This window comes from Chromobacterium vaccinii, assembly GCF_001855275.1.
Classification (GTDB): domain Bacteria; phylum Pseudomonadota; class Gammaproteobacteria; order Burkholderiales; family Chromobacteriaceae; genus Chromobacterium; species Chromobacterium vaccinii.
This window is the reverse complement of the sequence record NZ_CP017707.1, coordinates 1,529,988-1,545,381: the sequence shown is the minus strand read 5'-3', so window position 1 is coordinate 1,545,381 and position 15,394 is coordinate 1,529,988. Positions and strand designations below refer to the sequence as shown.

Genomic DNA, 15,394 nt, shown 5'->3' with positions numbered 1-15,394 from the left:
GGTCATGCGGCTATCGCCAGCCACAGCGCCAAGCCCAGCAGCGCGGCCGTGGAAACGGCGGCGGCCGGCCGGCGGTAGCGTTCCGTGGTGGCCAGCGCGGTGACGCCCAGCATCACGGCCAGGCCATGTCCGCCGGCGCCCGGCAGCAGCATCAGCAGCCAGCAGCTTCGCAGGCAGGCGGCCCCGTTTTGCAGCCCATACAACAGGCAATCGCGGTCGGCGGCCCAGCCTGATGGCGCCAGCGCGCGGCCGCGGTGGCAAGCCGCCAGGGCCGCGGCCTTGTCCGGGCCCTGCTGCCAGGCGGCCGCGGCGAGGGCCGCGCCGGCGAGAGACAAAGAGAGGTTGTTGACGGCGGACAGCCAGAGCGCGGACGCGGCGTCCAACAGCCAGGCCGCCGCCAGCCAGAGGCCGAGGTAGCCGCACAGGAAGACGGCGATCGCCCGGCGCCGCCGCCGCCACAGGCTGTGGAAGGCGGCATACCGGGCGGGGCCCGCCGCCAGCGGCAGCATCATCGCCGCCGTCATCAGCGGCAGGCCGCCGTCTGGCGCCGGAATCCAGCCCAGATCCCGCCAGTTGAACCCACCGCGGCAGATCGCTGTGAAACCGACACCGTCGGATCTTTGCAGCAGGCATAGCCATGCTGCGGCGCAGAGCGCCAGAACCCACCACTCCGGATGCCGCCGCAGCCAGTCCCGCGCTTGCCGCAAGCAGGCGGGCAGCGGCGCGGCGCGGCGGACGGTATCCATCGTCAGCGCGCGCATCAAGGCGATCCGCGGTTCATTGGTAATACAGGCTGACCCGTCCCACCCTGACCTCAGCCTCGCGTTTGGTCTGCCGTCGGGGAACGAAGGTGACGCGCAGGTCCTTGGGATTCCAACCGGGTTCTTGTTCCAGCCGCGCCATCAGCTCGGTGACGTCGAAAACGTAATGCAGGCCGGTGCCGGCATGGCCCGCGCCCTGGCGCGACGCCTTGTCCAGGCCGAACAGCGGCAGCACGCCGGCGCATAGTTCTTCCCGGCTGCCGGGTTGGGACTCCCCCGGTGGATGCAGATAAATTTCGTAGCTCGGCGGCATGCCTGTTCCGGTGACCCGCTCTACCCTGAGGTAGGCTTGGCGCGGTTTGCCGGCGGCCTGAGCTTGCAGCGCCGGGCCAGTGGGCGGCGCTATCGACAGGCTGACCGTGGCGTCCCGGGCCGCCAGCGGAAACGATTCCTGGGTGGCGGCCACCATCTCGCTTGGGTGTTCCGTTGACATGAATGGGTTCTCCCGTGATGGTTGGGCGTCGCTAGTGGACATTGCCCAGCGGATTGGCGAGGTTGTCGTATTGGTAGTGCCAGGGCCCGTTCACGGTGTCCACCACGTCTTGCGGCGCGAAGGAGACCGGCTTGCCGCTGGCGTCGTGGAAGAAGAAGTGGGTGGCGCTCAGCCACTTGGGATCGGCGGGATTGGCATTGCCCATTTTGCGCCACACCTCCCACAGCCGGTCGATGTTGGCATGGTGCAGCCAGAAGATGGGGTCCTGCGCGGCGGTGTCCGGATCGCCCATCAGGCCGCCGATATCGCTGTGGATCATATCGTGGGGCACCATCTCCAACTGTCCTTGGTCACTGTCGCCCATGTGGTTGGGGCCGCGCATCGGCCCGCCGAAGCCGGAGTCGCCGCCTGGCGCCAGGTGTCCGGCAAAGTTGGCGCGTTTCAGGCAGTTCAGGCTGACCGCCTTGTTGTCCAGAAAAGGCTTGCCGTCGTTGCCCTGATCGCGCTCCACCAGCAGCGGATTCTGGCCGGGCAGGCCGGCGAATTGTTTGGCGGTGAAGGCGGCGGGGAGCGCCCGGGAGCCCGGCGGGCTGTAGTTCCAGTACGGCAGCGCCCAGTCCTGGGGACCGCCCAGCTTGGCTACGGTGGCAGAGACGATGTCTTCGAATATTCCCAGATAGACGCGGTGCCAGGGCAGGAAGAACCAGGTGGCGTGCTGGCATTGGGACCAGGCCTGGCGTTGGTCCTGCGTGAAGGTGGAAGGGTCTTGCAGCGTGCCGTGCACCGCCGCCTGGTATTGCCAGCTGGTGGGGTCGCCGGGCGGGCGTTGCTGCATGTCGTGTATGGCCCGGGCATACCATTGCAGCGTCTGATCGCTGGCGTCCAGCTTGGATACGTCCTTGCGCATGCGGGGGGTCGGCATTTCGGCTGCTCCTGGTTTGGCGTCGCATGGCGTCGATGGGCTGCCGGGCAAGGATGGTGCTGGGGGGGGGGCCCGCCTGGGGGCGGATCATCGGCGCTGCCTTGCAGGTATAGCCGCGGGAAGAGGCGATGCGCTTCGGGACGAATACTTAAGTGCCAATGCGGATATTTACATTCATTCTGTGTCTGGCATTCACGGCAGGGCGCGCCGGCGCCAGGAGCCGCCAACAAAACTTTGCCGAGCCGGGAGCCAAGGCGCGTCGACGCAGGCAGTACACGCATGGGGCAAGGAGGCGCAACGCAGGATCACGGGTGGTGTTTGCGGATCGAAGTCCCGGCATGGCCAGCGTCGCTCAGCACCACGTACTCCGTGTCATCTAGCGTGAATGCCGCCACTTCGCGCATGCCCAGCCGCTGGTGGGCGCGCAGCGAGGCGGCGTTGTCGCGGCGGATGAACAGAATGGCCTCCCCGCCGGGCAGGCTGGAGCGCAGCGCGGCGTACAGCCGGGCCGGCAAGCCCTGGCCCCGTTCCGAGGCGGCCACGCAAATCGGGCCGTAGACATAGGCGCCGGAGCCGCCGGGCCAGGCGCGCAGCATGGCCGCCACCGGAGCCGGCGGAGTGGGTTGAGCCGCGGACGAGCTGAACAGCGCGCCCACGATGCGGCCATCGCGCAGCGCCGCTACGGTCGGCATGCCGGATCGCAGCATCGCGGCTACCTTGCCGGTCGGGAACTCTCCCGTCAGCGAGCCGCCGCGGGATGGGGCGTTGGCCTGCAGCAGGGCGGCGATGCCGTCCAGATCATTCGGGGCGGCGAGGCGGATTTGCAGCATGTCGGGCCTTTGGGCAGCAGCTGCCGGCGCGGGTGTCGAGTCCGGCAGTGCTAGCGGTTTGGGAGCGGCCATCGTCGCCGGCCGCCGCAGGGCGGTCAAGCGGACTGCGTGCGTGTGCGCGGCGGGAAGTCGCCGGGCAGGTGGCAGCCGTGGCGTCGCAGCAGCTCGACGAAGAGATCGGCCGGCAGCGGGCGCGAGTACAGAAACCCCTGGGCGTGCTCGCAGCGGCAGGTTTGCAGTATGGCGGCCTGGGCCGGCGTTTCCACTCCTTCCGCGATGACCTTCAGGTCCAGCTTGTGGGCCATGAGGACGATGGCTTCGCACAGCGCGTAGTCGCGCGGTTCGTCGGTGATCCGGCGCACGAAAGTCTGGTCTATCTTCAGGCAGTCCAGCCGGTAGTGTTGCAGATAAGACAGCGCGGAATAGCCGGTGCCGAAGTCGTCCAGCGCGATCCAGATGCCGGCCGCGCGATACAAGTCCAGCGCCTCCTGCACTTTGAGGTCGGCGTCGAGCAACAGCGACTCGGTGACTTCCAGCATCAGCGCCTGGCCCGGCACCCCGGCGCGCGCAAGCTTGTCCAGCCAGCGGGCCGGGTTCTGCAGGTCGCGGAAATGCAGCGCCGACACATTGATCGCGATGCGCAGGTCGTCGCGCACCGTGTCGCGCCATTCGCGTATGACGGACAGGGCCTGATCGTACACCCACTCGCAGATTTTGCCGCCGAGGCCGCATTCCTCGGCGATAGGGATGAACACGGCGGGATTGATGACGCCATGCTCGGGATGGTGCCAGCGCAACAGCGCCTCGGCCTGGCGTATCCGGCCGCTGGCGAGGTCGATGATGGGCTGGAATTCGAGCCGGAACTGGCCCTGCTCCAGCGCCATATGCAGGCCGCTGGATATCTGCAGCCGGACTTCCGCGGCCTTCTGCATGGCGGGGGCGAAGAAACAGTAACGGTTGCGGCCGGCATGCTTGGCGCCGTACATCGCCTGGTCGGCGTTGCGCAGCAACTCGTCCACGCTCATGCCGTCGGCCGGAGCCATCGAGATGCCTATGCTGCCGGTCACGTAGCATACCATCTGCTCCAGCCGCACCGGCTCGGCCAACCGCTGCAGCAGTTTCTGCGCCATCAGGTCCACGTAGCCGGGCGATTCGATGTCTCCCAGCACGATGCAGAATTCGTCCCCGCCCAGCCGCGCCACGGTGTCGCTCGCGCGCACGCTGCCCTGCAGCCGGGCGGCGATGGTGGAAAGCAGCTGGTCACCGTGGCTGTGGCCGAGCGAATCGTTGATGGTCTTGAAGTGATCGAGGTCTATCAGCAGCACCGCCATCATTTTCTGGTGGCGCATGGTCTGGGCCAGGCCGTATTCCATTCTGTCCTGCAGCATGCGGCGGTTGCATAGATTGGTCAGCGGATCATGCTTGGCCAGATAGGCCAGCTGTTCCTGCGCGGCCAGCACCGAGCTGATGTCGGAGAATACCAGCACGTAGCTGGCGACGCTGCCGTCCGGGCCGGGCACGACGCTGATGTTTTCCCAGATGTTGAGGACCTTGCCGTTCTTGTGCAGATAGTTGACGTTGCCCTGCCACAGCTTGCGCTCGTCGGCTGAGGCCGGCGGGCCGGCGCAGGCGAAGCTGTGCGGCGTCTGGTAGAGCGGGTCGATGTCCGGCCAGGCCATCGCCTCTTCCGCGCTGTAGCCGGTTTGCTGGCTGAAGGCCGGATTGACCGATACCACCTTGCGGCGCGCGTCCAATATCGCGATGCCCTCTGACGTGGAGTCGAACACGGTGGCGGACTGGAGCAGCCTTTCCTCGGTTCGCCGCTGACCGGTGATGTCCTGCAGCACGCCTATGATGCGCCGGTCGGCCCCGCCGTCGTCGAAGCTGCGTGCCCGGGCGTGCAGCCAGCGCGCGTTCTGATCGGGCCCGGTGCGGGCGCGGAACCGGATGTCCAGCGCGCAGCCCTGGTCTCGGGTGCGGAATATCGCTTCATCCACCGCGGCGGCGTCGCGGGCGTCCACTTGTTCGATGAAGTGGCGGATCGATGTATTGGCCGCCAGTCCCGACGTTGGCTGGGGGGGGGCGGCGAGGCTGAAGGTCTGCATATGGTCGGTTTCCACCCGCCATTCCCAGACGTCGAGTTCGGCGGCCTGCATCGCCTTGCCTATCCGGCCCAGCTGTTCGTCGGCCCGATGCTGGAGTCCGAAGCGGACCATGGCCATCTGCAGCGTGGCGTGCAATTCGCGCGGGGAAACCGGCTTGACCAGGTAACCGTAGGGCATCGCGCTTTCCGCGCGCTGCAGCGTCGCGTTTTCTGCGTAGGCGCTGAGGAAGACGATGGGAATCTTCTGCCGCCGGTAGATTTCGCAGGCGGCGTCCACGCCGTCCATCCCGCCTTCCAGGTGGATGTCCATCAGCACCAGATCAGGCTGCTCCCGCTCTGCGTGCGCTATCGCCAGGCTGCCGCTGGCTACTACGCCGCATACCTGGTAACCGAGCGCCTGCAATTGCAGCTGCAGGTCCATCGCGATGATGCGCTCGTCCTCCACGATCAGGATACGGACGTTTTTCAAGAGTTTTCTCCCGCGCCGAATACTGGGAAGCTGACTTCCACGCGCACGCCGGGCCGGTTGTCCAGGATGTCCAGCCGGGCACCCATCTGTTCGGCCAGCATAGGCATCAGTTGCAAGCCCAGCGACGCGGGACGCGTCGCCGGGTCGGCGGCGGGCAAACCCACGCCGCTGTCGGCCACGGTCAGGAGGGCGCGCCGCTTGTCCTGGCGCGCCAGCCGCAGCCAGATGGTGCCCCGGCCATCCGGATAGGCGTGCTTGAGCGCGTTGGTCAGCAGCTCGTTGATCAGCAGGCCGCAGGGCGTCGCCCGCTGCAGTTCGATGCAGACCAGGCCTGCCGGCGCGTCTAGTTCCACATTCAGGCCGCCGGCCAACTGGCCGTAGCTGCTCAGCAGCAGCTGCTTGAAGCGTTGCAGGTATTCGCCCAGATCCACTTTGGAGAAGTCGTGACGTTCGTACAGCAGCTGATGTATCAGTGCCATCGAGCGGACCCGCGTCTGGCTGTCCTGCAGCACGGCCCGGGCGCTTTCCTCGCGCACGTACTGGCTTTGCATGCTCAGCAGGCTGATGATCACCTGCAGATTGTTCTTCACCCGGTGGTGAACCTCGTTCAGCAGCGTGGTTTTTTCCTGCAGCGCCGCTTCCAGCTGGCGCTGGGCCTGCTTGCGGGAGGTGATGTCGACGATGCCCGCCAGCACCATGGGGCCAGCTTCGGTTTCTATCGGGTTGAGGCCGATTTCGATCGGAAATTCGCCGCCGTCCTTGCGCAGGCCGTAGAGGTCGCGTCCCACGCCCATGGGCCTGGCTTCGGGCCGGCGCAGGAACCCTTGGCGCAGCCGGCCGTGGCGGCCGCGGAAGCGTTCCGGCATCAGTTGCTCGACCGGCATGCCCGGCAATTCGTCCCCGCTATAGCCGAACATCGCCTCCGTCAGTCGATTGAATAGGATGATGGCGCCGGCGCCGTTGATCATGATCATCGCGTTCGGCGATTCCTGGACCATTTGGTGGAAGCGATCCTCCATGCGTTTGCGGTGGCTGAGGTCGCGGGTGATCTTGGCGTAACCGCGCAAGGCTCCGTCATCGGCGCGCAGCGGAATCAGCAGGATGTCGGCGAGGAAGCGGCTGCCGTCCCGGCGGACATGCCAGTGCTCGCCGGCGTAGCGGCCGTCTTGCACGGCCTGAGCCAGCTGGCGCATCGTCTGCGGACCGGCGTCGCCGGAAGGAGGCAGAAGGCAGCTGGAGTGGCGGCCCAGGGTTTCGGAAGCAGCGTGGCCGTGTATGCGTTCCGCGCCGGCGTTCCAACTGCGCACCAGGCCGTCTGCATCCAGCAGGATGATCGCGTGGTCTTCCACGTGGCGGATCAGCAGATCGAAGCAGACATCGCTCTCCCGGATGCCGGGCAGAGGAGGCGGGCCGGTGGAGGGCGTCTTGGTTTTCCTGGCGCAGTTGAGCATGGAAAGGTCCGTGGGGCTTGCGATTCGCTGGATGGAAAAAACCAATTCCGTTATAGGGTTAATGTCATTTTTATGCCATTAGGCTGGTGTTTTTACTCATGGATTGAGAGCGCGTTAAGGGTTTATACATGATAAGAATTGATTGATTTACGGAGAATTAATCAATTTTTCAAATGAAAATCTTCCAGCACAATGCCAGCCATGAATTCAAGCAAGGAAGAGCGATGACGAGCAGACGACGATTTCTGGGCGGGAGCCTGCTGGCGGCGGGAGGATGGTTGGCCGGCAAGGCCCTGGCCGGCGGGGGCGCGCCGATGGCCGAGGATGGGTACAGGATGCCCGACGAGGGCGAACGCCACGCCGCAACCTGGATGGCGTTCGGCCCCAGTTTGGCGGTGTGGGGCGGGCGGCTGCTGCCGGCGGTGCGCCGCGATCTGGCGCGGGTAGCGTCCTCCATCGCCGCCTTCGAGCCGGTGCGCATGCTGGTGCGGGAAGAAGAGCGCGATCTGGCCGCCAGGCTGTGCGGCCCCGATGTGGAACTGGTGGCCCAGCCATTGGACGATCTGTGGATACGAGACAGCGGACCGGTATTCGTCCAGAGCGGCGCGGGCAGGCTGGCCGCGGTGGATTTCAATTTCAACGGCTGGGGCAGCAAGCAGGCGCATGGCCGCGATGCAAGGGTGGCCGGCTTCGTCGCGGCTCAAGCCGGCGCGCTGTCCCTGCGCGCCCGGCTGGTGCTGGAAGGCGGCGGCATCGAGGTGGACGGCGAGGGCACCGCCATCGTCACCCAGAGCTGCGTGCTCAATCCCAACCGCAATCCGGGCTCGAGCAAGGCGCAGTGCGAGGGCGAGCTGCGCCGCTTGCTGGGGGTGGAGAAAGTGATCTGGCTGCCGGGCATCGCCGGACGCGACATCACCGACGGCCATACCGATTTCTACGCGCGCTTCGCCCGGCCCGGCGTGGTGGCGGCCGGGCTGGAGACCGACCCGGCCTCCTACGACTACCAGGTGACCCGCCGCCACTTGGCTATTCTGCGCCAGGCGCGCGACGCGCGCGGCCGCAAGCTGGAGGTGGTGGCCATTCCCGGGCCGTCCCGCGTTAGACCTGAGCATGAGAGCGACGAAATGGCGGCCGGCTACATCAATTTCTATGTTTGCAACGGCGCGGTGATCTCGCCCGAGTTCGGCGATCCCAAGGCCGACCGCAACGCCTTGAGCGCGCTGCGCGAACTGTTTCCGGAGCGGGAGGTGGTGCAACTGAACATAGACGCCATCGCGGCCGGCGGCGGCGGCATCCACTGCGCGACTCAGCAACAGCCCGCCTGAGCGCGGTTCGAGCCAAGGGAGAAAGCATGCCGGAACATGATGGATTGAGCGCGGAGGAGGTTTCAGAGCAAGCCGTCGCGTCGCGGTTGCCGTCGCTGCGCTTGCTGGCGGGATTCGAGGCGGCGGCGCGGATAGGCAGCTTTTCCCGCGCGGCCGAGTCGCTGCACCTGTCGCAATCGGCGATCAGCCACCAGATCCAGCAATTGGAGGAGTTTGTCGGCCAGCCGCTGTTCCACCGGGTGGGGCGCGGCGTGGAGCTGACCTTCGCCGGCGAGATGCTGCAGCAGAGCGTGGGGCGCGCGCTGGAAACCCTGCGCCGCGGTCTGGACCGGATCGCCGTCTACACCGATCCCGGCCTGGTGGCGCTGGTGGGGCCGGCCTTCTTGCTGCAGGGCTGGCTGCAACCGCGGCTGGCCGCGTTGCGCGCCGCGCACCCGGACATTGTGCCCTTGCTGTCCATCGACGAGTCGCCGGGCCAGGCGGATGAGATAGATCTGGACCTGCTGATCTCGCCGTGGCCGTTGTCGCTCGATGGCTGGGAAGACGCGCGCTGGCTGCGCGACGAGTGGCTATTCGTCTGCGCGCCGGCGCTGGCTGAAGAACTGGCCGGATTGCCGTTCGAACGCCATCACGAGCTGGCGCGGCTGGTGTGCCTGGAGAGGGCGCGGCTGCCGGATGCCGCCGAGGCGGAAACACAGCGTCTGCTGCGCCGCTTCGGCGTGGCCGCCATCTACGACGATGCTCAGCTGGCGCGCGACGCCGCGCTGCGCGGCCACGGCATCGCCTGCCTGTCCTCGCTGGCGGTGGACGAGGACCTGCGCGAGGGGCGGCTGCATGCGCTGGCCGGCTACCCGCGGCTGCCGGGCGCGCAATGGTGGCTGTCGCGGCCGGAGAGCGCTTTGCGGACCGAGGCGATGGAGCGCATGCACGCGTGGCTCAGCTCTGCCGCGCGGGAGGGGCCTGCCAGCGCAATTGGCGCGGACTGAGCCCCAGCAGCTGGCGGCATAGCCGGGTGAGGGCGCTCTGGTCGGAGAAGCCGCAGCCGGCGGCGATGTCGGCCAGCGAGCGGCGACTGTGGCGTATCGCGTGGCAAGCCGCCTCCATCCGGGTGCGGCGGATGAAGTCGCCGGCGCACTGCTGGAACACCCGCTTCATCCGCCGGTCGAGTTGGCCGATGCTGAGGCCGGACAGCTCGCACAGCTCTTCCAGGTGCAGCGGGCGGTGGTAATGAGCCTGGATGTGGTCGACGCAGGCGGCGAAACGCTCGTCCAGCAGCTTCTCGCGGGTGAGGTCGGCCAGATCCTTGGAGATGCAGACCAGGCCCAGCAGCCGGCCGTCGGGATGAAGCAGCGGCTGTTTGCTGGTCAGGCACCAGCCGGGCGTGCCGTCTGGATAGACGGTCAGGTCCAGCCGGTTGCGCAGTGGCTGCTGGCTGGAAAACAGGATGCGGTCTTGTTCCCGGTAGCGATTTGCCATCGCGCTGGGAAACAGCTCATGCGCGGTGCGGCCTTCGGCCTGATCCCGGTTGCGCAGCGCGCAGCGCGGCACGCAGCCCTCGCTGAGGGTCAGATAGCGGCTGTCCAGGTCTTTCACGGCGAACACCATATCGGGCAGGTGGTCGAACAGCGCCGCCATCGCGCGCGCGGCGGCCAGGTCGCTGACGAGATGCGGCTGCTGCAGGGGCATGTTCATGACGGGGCGATCCTTGCGCGATTGCCGCGGCCTGGCGGCGCGACGGCGATGCCATCCGGGCTGCCAATTATTCCTTTGGCATTTATTTAAAACAGCATCGCTCATCTGTATGCGTTTTGCAAGAATGCCGCGGCGGGCGCCGAATGCCGCCGCGGCGATGCCCGCTCCCTTACTCGTAGCTGGCGCTGACGGCGACGTTGGCGAAAGGCTGCTTCGCCTGCAGCGTCAGGTAGTACCAGTGGCCGGCCTGCGGCGCGGCGATGGCCACCGATTCCTCGTTGCCGGCGCCGGCCGACGCGTAGTCGTAGCTGGCGGGCGTCGGATAGCGGTCTTTCGCCACGTAGAGGTCCACATCGCCGCTGCCACCGCTGGTCCACAGCTTGAGGTTGCGGGCGCCGGCCGGCACCCAGATGGTGGCATAGGCCGCGCCGGACGAGGACAGGCCGGAAATCGAGCAGTTCTTGCCCAGCCGCTCGGGATAGCCTTCGTTGCATGCCGGCAAGCCGGTGGACGGCGGCAGCGGCGGCTGGCCGGCGGTGGTGGCGCTTTGCGTCCAGGCGGCGAACTCGCTGTCGTAGCGGCTGCCTATCTGCCGCATCATGCCCATGTAGCCGCCCGCGTAGTCGCCCTTGCGGAACAGCGGCAGCATCGTGTCCACGTCGGCGCGGTGGCGCTCGAACATGAAGCGGGTGGCCATATAGCCCCAGCGGTAGGCGCGGGTGACGTAGTCCGGCATGTCGTAGGTGTTGCCGAAGATCTGGCTCAGCTTGTAGTTGCCGGTCTTGGCGACGTCGATGGCGGTCTGGTTGTCGTTGCGCAGCGACAGGTACTCGGCCAGGCCCTCTATCCACCACACCGTCGGCTGTTGGGTGGCGGCGGAGAAGTCGCCGTACATGTCGAAGCGGCCATCCAGATAATGGATGTATTCATGCTCCAGGTTCCACACCTTGAACACCGGACGCAGCCACGAGGCCTCGTGGGCGATGAAGCGCGCCTGGTTGTTGGGATCGGCCGGGTTGCCTTCCAGATACATGCCGCCGTTGTCGGTGGAGATGCCGTAGATCACGCCGGCGTACTTGGAGTAATTGTTGTAGTCGTCGAACACCACCACCTCAAGCGAGGTGCTGTTGTCGTTGGCCACCGGCTGGTTATGCGTCTGCAGCATCTGGTGGAAGTAGGACTCCTCCTTCTGCAGCAGCGCGCACGAGGCTTGCATCTGGTCGGTGGTCATTTCCTGGGCGCGGATGCGGATGGTGGGGCTGCAGGTGTAGCGGTTGACCAGGATGGCGTCAGCCAGCTTGGTTTCGAAGCCGCAGGTGCCGTATTCGGCGCAGCTGGCGTTGTCGTAATACTTCACGGCTTCCGCCGCCGCCAGCCACAGCTCGTTGTCGGCACCGGTCATGCTGCTGCCCGCCAGGATGGCCTTGACCTGCGGCTTGATCGCCGGCTTCAGCGCCGGGTACTGCATGAAGCGCAGGCCTTCGCGGGTGGCGTCGCCCAGCTGGAACGCGGTTTCAGTGCCCAGCAGGCTGGCCTTGTCGGCCTGGACGAACTGGGTCAGCGCGGCGGAGTAGCTGCCGTCGTTCTGCAGCAGCGGCGCGGCGTTGGCGCGGCCGTGGGCGTAGAAGAACACGGTCAGCGCGCCGGTGAAGCCCTGGCTGGCGGTGGTTTCGCGCAAGGCCTGCGCGGCGTTGGGATTGGCCGCGGTGTTGGTGTAGCGCTGGACGATGGCGCGGATGGACGGCAGGTAATAGGCCTCGTCCGCCATATTGGTGATCAGCGTCATCACCTCGTTGGCGGTGGTGGGCGCCTGGCTGTTGGCGGCGAACAGCGCCGCGCCGTCGGCCAGTTGCTTGATGCCGGGCCGCAGCACGGCCTGCAGATTGGCGTCCAGCGCCGGCAGCGTGCCGGTGCTGGCCAGGTAGTAGCCGGCGCGCAGGTAGAGCGCGAGGTTGACCAGCGTCATCGACGACGCGTTGTAAGCCGCGGCCTCCTGGGCGAAGCGGCCGGCCACGGCGTTGAGGTTGGCCGCGCTGTAAATGGTGGCGGCCAGGCTTTTGTCCAGCGCGAACAGGCCATAGGCGCAGGTGTAGTCGGGCAGGGTGGCCAGGTAGTTGGCGAGATCGGCGCCGCCGTGGCCGGCCATCGCGTTCATGTCCTGGCATTGCGGCGTGGCCGCGTGGCGGGCCAGCTTTTTCAGCGGCCGGCCGATCACGGTGCGGTTGTCCTGCAAATGGTAGCGGGACTGGAAATCGGTCGGCGGGAGCTGCCGCCACAATCTGGGCGGAGCCGGCTGCCTGGGTTTGGCCTGGGCCTTGGCCTGGTGCGGCATTTTGTAGGTTTTGGGCGCGGCGTGGGCCGGCGCCGACAACGCCGCGGCCAGGGCCAGGCACAGCGCGGCGAGGGGAAGGCTTCGCATATTCTGTCTCCGGAAAGTCAGGGCGTTTCCCTGACCGGAAGATCATGCCAAGTGTCCATGCGCATTTCTTGGCGAGTCTTTTCGCCGCCGCGCGCAGATTTGCCAAATGCGCTCAGGCCGCTGGGTTCGCTATCGCCGCCGGCCGGCCGCAAGGTGGCCTGGGTGGCATTGAGCGCGGTTGCGCTGGGCGTGGCGGGCGAGGAGCCGCCGCTGGCGGCCGGCGAGCTGGCGGCAGGCTTATTACTCGGTGCATACCCGTCCGGAGGTATTGGAGACCGGCGAGGCGGAAATTGTCCGCATCGGGGATACGCTGCGCAAGCTCGGCCGCTTGTAGGCGATGGCGGAGGCGGCTGATGGCGTGGTCGTCTTCGCCTGGGCATTTAGATGAAAGGATTGCTGTATTGGCGGACGGGAGCGTCCTTGCCCAACGCCTGCATCATAGGTATTCGTACTAGCTTGCATTGATTGGCCTGGCCGTCAAAAGTGGTGATAGGTCATGCGTTCGACAACATTCATCGCCATTTCAGTGCATGCGAACCTATCCACCCGCATCGCAAGCCGACCCGATTCATCGCCCGCTCATGAGCGGCACTTTCCCGTCGCCTGATTTCGGATCGCCAATGATTGATCATCCGGTAAAGCTCGCGATTGCTTAACCTTTCTATTCAAATTGCCGGGGCCGTCCCTCAGCGTCGGCCGGCAGCAGGCCGATCCGCTCCGTGCGTCTTGCGACCGGCAGAGCCTGGCCGTTGTCGGAAAAAATCGCGAGCAGGTTCGGCGCGCCGGCTTGGGCGCGTTTTGTGTCGCGGTAAACGAGGCTGGCGGTATGACCAGCGCCATGAGCAGGCCGCCGGCGCCAGATTGGACAGACCAAGGAGTTCTCCATGTTCGGATCCATGCAAGCCGACGCGCGGATTGGCCACGGTGTAAGAGCCGTCTGTCTGGCGGGGCTGATTTTCTGGGCGGGGTCGGTAACAGCGGCGCGGGCGGACGAGTCCGCATCGGCTCCCGTGTCGACACCAGTGGCGGCAAGCGGTTCGCGGTCAGCTGGTATGCCGTCTGGCGACAGCGCTCCTGGCCCGCGTGAGGTCGCGGGAGCTGCCGGCAAGGAAAAGCTTCCAGGGCTTCCCAGTGGGCTGACGATCGCGTTGCTGGCCGGCGTGACGCTGTTTTGGCTGACAGCCCTGATCGGCTTGATCAGGAGTTTGCGCGAGGGGGGATGGAAACTGACCCAAGCGCTGATGGAGGAGGCAGCCTTGCCTGAAGGCACGCCGCCCCCGGCAGCAGGAGCGGTGCCCCCGATGGTGCCGAGCGTATCCCGACTGATCGCCATGGTGGGAACCATCGTGCTGGGCAGTTTTTTCCTCGCTATCGGCTACTACGTTCTCTGGCAGCTGTGCAATGGCCAATCGATTGAGGCGGCGCAGGGCGCTTGGTCGTATTTTGCCGGTGGCGCGACACTGTTTCTGCCCTATGGCGTGAACAAGCTGTCATCGGTTTTCAAATAGCGTGCTCAGGGAGGTGGCGCGATGTTCATCAATCCGTCCATCAAGAAGCTCTTTGTCCTGATGCTGGAAAACCGGTCCTACGATAACCTGTTCGGTTGGTCCGATTTGCGAGGTTGGACGCCGGGGGGCGTGCCGGCGCATGCCGATGGCTTGCTTGGCAAGCCCGTCTATAGCAATCTCGATGCGTCGAATCGGCCGCATGATGTCGCTTCCGGCGCGCCTTACCGGCTTGATTTCGATCCCGGACACGAATTCTCGGATGTGCTGGTCCAGCTTTGCGGCAGAAACATGCAGGCGGGAAATTGGTCGGTACGGAATGACGGGGTATCCCTGGGGCAGGACGGCGCGTATCCGAAGATGGCGGAGTCCCCCGGCGACTTGGGTTTTGCTTATTGCCTGGAGGCGCATGGTTTCGACATCGCGAGCGCCATGCGCTGCTTTTCTCCAGAGCAGTTGCCGGTGCTGAATTTTCTCGCGCACCAGTTTGCGGTGTGCGATCGCTGGTTCTCCAGCATGCCGGGACCCACCTGGCCCAACCGTTTCTTCGCGTTGGCGGGCACTTCGTGGGGATTGGACTACTCTCCGTCCGATCTGCGGACTGTCGGGTCGGATTTCTTCGACGGGGAAAAGTTCGGCAATGGCAGCGACTCCCTGCTGACCAGGCTGGCGCCGGAAGAATGGCTGGTCGCGCATGGCGATACGCCGCAGTCGTGGTCGATAAAAGGCGTAGACGCCAATGGCCGCAAGGACTGCTTCATCTCGCATGATTCGTTGCTGAGCCGGCTGGCCGCCGGCAGATTGGGCGAGCAGGTCAAGTTCGTATTCATCGAGCCACGCTACGATCCTCTCGGCGGATTCCGCGAGGGCGAGTCCATGCACCCTACCGGGGATGTTCGCGCAGGGGAGGCACTGGTCAGGAAGGTGTATGAGGCCATCAAGGCGTCGCCATATTGGGATGAGTCGATCTTGCTGGTCGTTTTTGATGAGCATGGCGGTTTTTTCGATCATGCGATTCCTCCGTTGCCTGGCACCTTGGGCGCGCCCCCGCTCGCCGCATCCCATCCGACCGGACTGACCCGCCACAACTTCCGCTTCGACCGCTATGGGGTTAGGGTGCCGGCCATCGTCATCTCCCCCTACGTGCGGCAGGCGACGATAGAACATACGTTTTACGATCATCTGTCCATAGGCAAAACGTTGGAAGAGATCGTGCGCAGAGGGGGCAGAGCCCCTTTGCTGGCCACTTCGCGTTTCGAGGACGCGGCGAGTTTTGGCAAGACGTTGGTACTGTCGAAACCGCGCGGGCGCGACGACATTCCCGAATGCCCCGTTCCGCTGCCATTGCCGGCAAGATCGGATGGCGTTTTGGGTACGCCTGCCGCACGAGCGTTCGCCGGCCTGGGGTGGCCGCCTTGATCCG

13 protein-coding genes are annotated in these 15,394 nt (G+C 65.9%); 4 read left to right on the top strand and 9 right to left on the bottom strand.

From position 1 onward, the window contains the following. Positions 1-2 precede the first annotated feature (2 nt). The 6 genes from BKX93_RS07065 to BKX93_RS07040 all read right to left on the bottom strand — a co-directional run bounded on the left by BKX93_RS07065 (position 3) and on the right by BKX93_RS07040 (position 7,030). Positions 3-761, bottom strand: coding sequence for a copper chaperone (locus tag BKX93_RS07065; RefSeq protein WP_052717272.1), 759 nt, complete (start codon positions 759-761; stop codon positions 3-5). A 16-nt stretch (positions 762-777) separates the two neighbouring features. Further along, a complete protein-coding gene (locus BKX93_RS07060) occupies positions 778-1,254 on the bottom strand; it encodes a DUF7868 domain-containing protein (protein ID WP_145929286.1) in 477 nt (158 codons plus the stop codon). A gap of 31 nt (positions 1,255-1,285) precedes the next feature. Next, positions 1,286-2,176 (bottom strand): tyrosinase family protein, encoded by an 891-nt coding sequence (locus BKX93_RS07055; RefSeq protein ID WP_083340471.1) that lies wholly within the window; start codon positions 2,174-2,176, stop codon positions 1,286-1,288. 305 nt (positions 2,177-2,481) lie between these two features. Beyond that, positions 2,482-3,006: a GNAT family N-acetyltransferase gene (locus BKX93_RS07050; protein WP_070979320.1), complete on the bottom strand. Its 525-nt coding sequence runs from the start codon at positions 3,004-3,006 to the stop codon at positions 2,482-2,484. Positions 3,007-3,101: 95 nt separating this feature from the next. Further along, entirely contained in the window at positions 3,102-5,579 is a 2,478-nt protein-coding gene (locus BKX93_RS07045) for a two-component system response regulator (protein WP_070979318.1), read from the bottom strand. Beyond that, positions 5,576-7,030, bottom strand: coding sequence for a sensor histidine kinase (locus BKX93_RS07040; RefSeq protein ID WP_082113711.1), 1,455 nt, complete (start codon positions 7,028-7,030; stop codon positions 5,576-5,578). Before BKX93_RS07040 ends, BKX93_RS07045 begins: the two co-directional genes overlap by 4 nt. Positions 7,031-7,254: 224 nt before the next feature. Between BKX93_RS07040 and BKX93_RS07035 the strand changes: the two genes are divergently transcribed. Together BKX93_RS07035 and BKX93_RS07030 are read left to right on the top strand one after the other, a co-directional pair. Then, positions 7,255-8,355 carry an agmatine deiminase family protein gene (locus tag BKX93_RS07035; protein WP_070981724.1) on the top strand — a complete coding sequence of 367 codons (1,101 nt, stop codon included), beginning with the start codon at positions 7,255-7,257 and terminating at the stop codon, positions 8,353-8,355. Between the two features lie 26 nt (positions 8,356-8,381). After that, complete coding sequence (locus BKX93_RS07030; RefSeq protein WP_070979316.1) at positions 8,382-9,341, top strand: LysR family transcriptional regulator; 960 nt, start codon at positions 8,382-8,384, stop codon at positions 9,339-9,341. On the opposite strand, the gene BKX93_RS07025 is transcribed toward BKX93_RS07030, so the two are convergent. From BKX93_RS07025 to BKX93_RS24605, 3 genes are all read right to left on the bottom strand, one after another. Next, a complete protein-coding gene (locus BKX93_RS07025; protein WP_235429280.1) occupies positions 9,292-10,047 on the bottom strand; it encodes an AraC family transcriptional regulator in 756 nt (251 codons plus the stop codon). The genes BKX93_RS07030 and BKX93_RS07025 overlap by 50 nt on opposite strands. A 169-nt stretch (positions 10,048-10,216) precedes the next feature. Beyond that, on the bottom strand, positions 10,217-12,466 hold the full coding sequence (locus BKX93_RS07020) for a M9 family metallopeptidase (RefSeq protein ID WP_070979315.1): 2,250 nt from the start codon (positions 12,464-12,466) through the stop codon (positions 10,217-10,219). Between the two features lie 661 nt (positions 12,467-13,127). Next, complete coding sequence (locus BKX93_RS24605) at positions 13,128-13,352, bottom strand: hypothetical protein (protein ID WP_145929285.1); 225 nt, start codon at positions 13,350-13,352, stop codon at positions 13,128-13,130. Here BKX93_RS24605 and BKX93_RS07015 point away from each other — a divergent pair. Both BKX93_RS07015 and BKX93_RS07010 read left to right on the top strand, forming a co-directional pair. Beyond that, positions 13,351-13,974 carry a hypothetical protein gene (locus tag BKX93_RS07015; protein ID WP_052717275.1) on the top strand — a complete coding sequence of 208 codons (624 nt, stop codon included), beginning with the start codon at positions 13,351-13,353 and terminating at the stop codon, positions 13,972-13,974. The genes BKX93_RS24605 and BKX93_RS07015 overlap by 2 nt on opposite strands. 21 nt (positions 13,975-13,995) lie before the next feature. Continuing rightward, a complete protein-coding gene (locus BKX93_RS07010) occupies positions 13,996-15,390 on the top strand; it encodes an alkaline phosphatase family protein (protein WP_070979313.1) in 1,395 nt (464 codons plus the stop codon). Positions 15,391-15,394 lie beyond the last annotated feature (4 nt).

What these genes read in the sequence shown, in the direction of transcription:
- BKX93_RS07065 (WP_052717272.1), bottom strand. Translation starts at nt 761, where the DNA reads ATGCGCGCGCTGACGATGGATACCGTCCGCCGCGCCGCGCCGCTGCCC.
- BKX93_RS07060 (WP_145929286.1), bottom strand. Translation starts at nt 1,254, where the DNA reads ATGTCAACGGAACACCCAAGCGAGATGGTGGCCGCCACCCAGGAATCG.
- BKX93_RS07055 (WP_083340471.1), bottom strand. Translation starts at nt 2,176, where the DNA reads ATGCCGACCCCCCGCATGCGCAAGGACGTATCCAAGCTGGACGCCAGC.
- BKX93_RS07050 (WP_070979320.1), bottom strand. Translation starts at nt 3,006, where the DNA reads ATGCTGCAAATCCGCCTCGCCGCCCCGAATGATCTGGACGGCATCGCC.
- BKX93_RS07040 (WP_082113711.1), bottom strand. Translation starts at nt 7,030, where the DNA reads ATGCTCAACTGCGCCAGGAAAACCAAGACGCCCTCCACCGGCCCGCCT.
- BKX93_RS07035 (WP_070981724.1), top strand. Translation starts at nt 7,255, where the DNA reads ATGACGAGCAGACGACGATTTCTGGGCGGGAGCCTGCTGGCGGCGGGA.
- BKX93_RS07030 (WP_070979316.1), top strand. Translation starts at nt 8,382, where the DNA reads ATGCCGGAACATGATGGATTGAGCGCGGAGGAGGTTTCAGAGCAAGCC.
- BKX93_RS07025 (WP_235429280.1), bottom strand. Translation starts at nt 10,047, where the DNA reads ATGAACATGCCCCTGCAGCAGCCGCATCTCGTCAGCGACCTGGCCGCC.
- BKX93_RS07020 (WP_070979315.1), bottom strand. Translation starts at nt 12,466, where the DNA reads ATGCGAAGCCTTCCCCTCGCCGCGCTGTGCCTGGCCCTGGCCGCGGCG.
- BKX93_RS07015 (WP_052717275.1), top strand. Translation starts at nt 13,351, where the DNA reads ATGTTCGGATCCATGCAAGCCGACGCGCGGATTGGCCACGGTGTAAGA.
- BKX93_RS24605 (WP_145929285.1), bottom strand. Translation starts at nt 13,352, where the DNA reads ATGGAGAACTCCTTGGTCTGTCCAATCTGGCGCCGGCGGCCTGCTCAT.
- BKX93_RS07010 (WP_070979313.1), top strand. Translation starts at nt 13,996, where the DNA reads ATGTTCATCAATCCGTCCATCAAGAAGCTCTTTGTCCTGATGCTGGAA.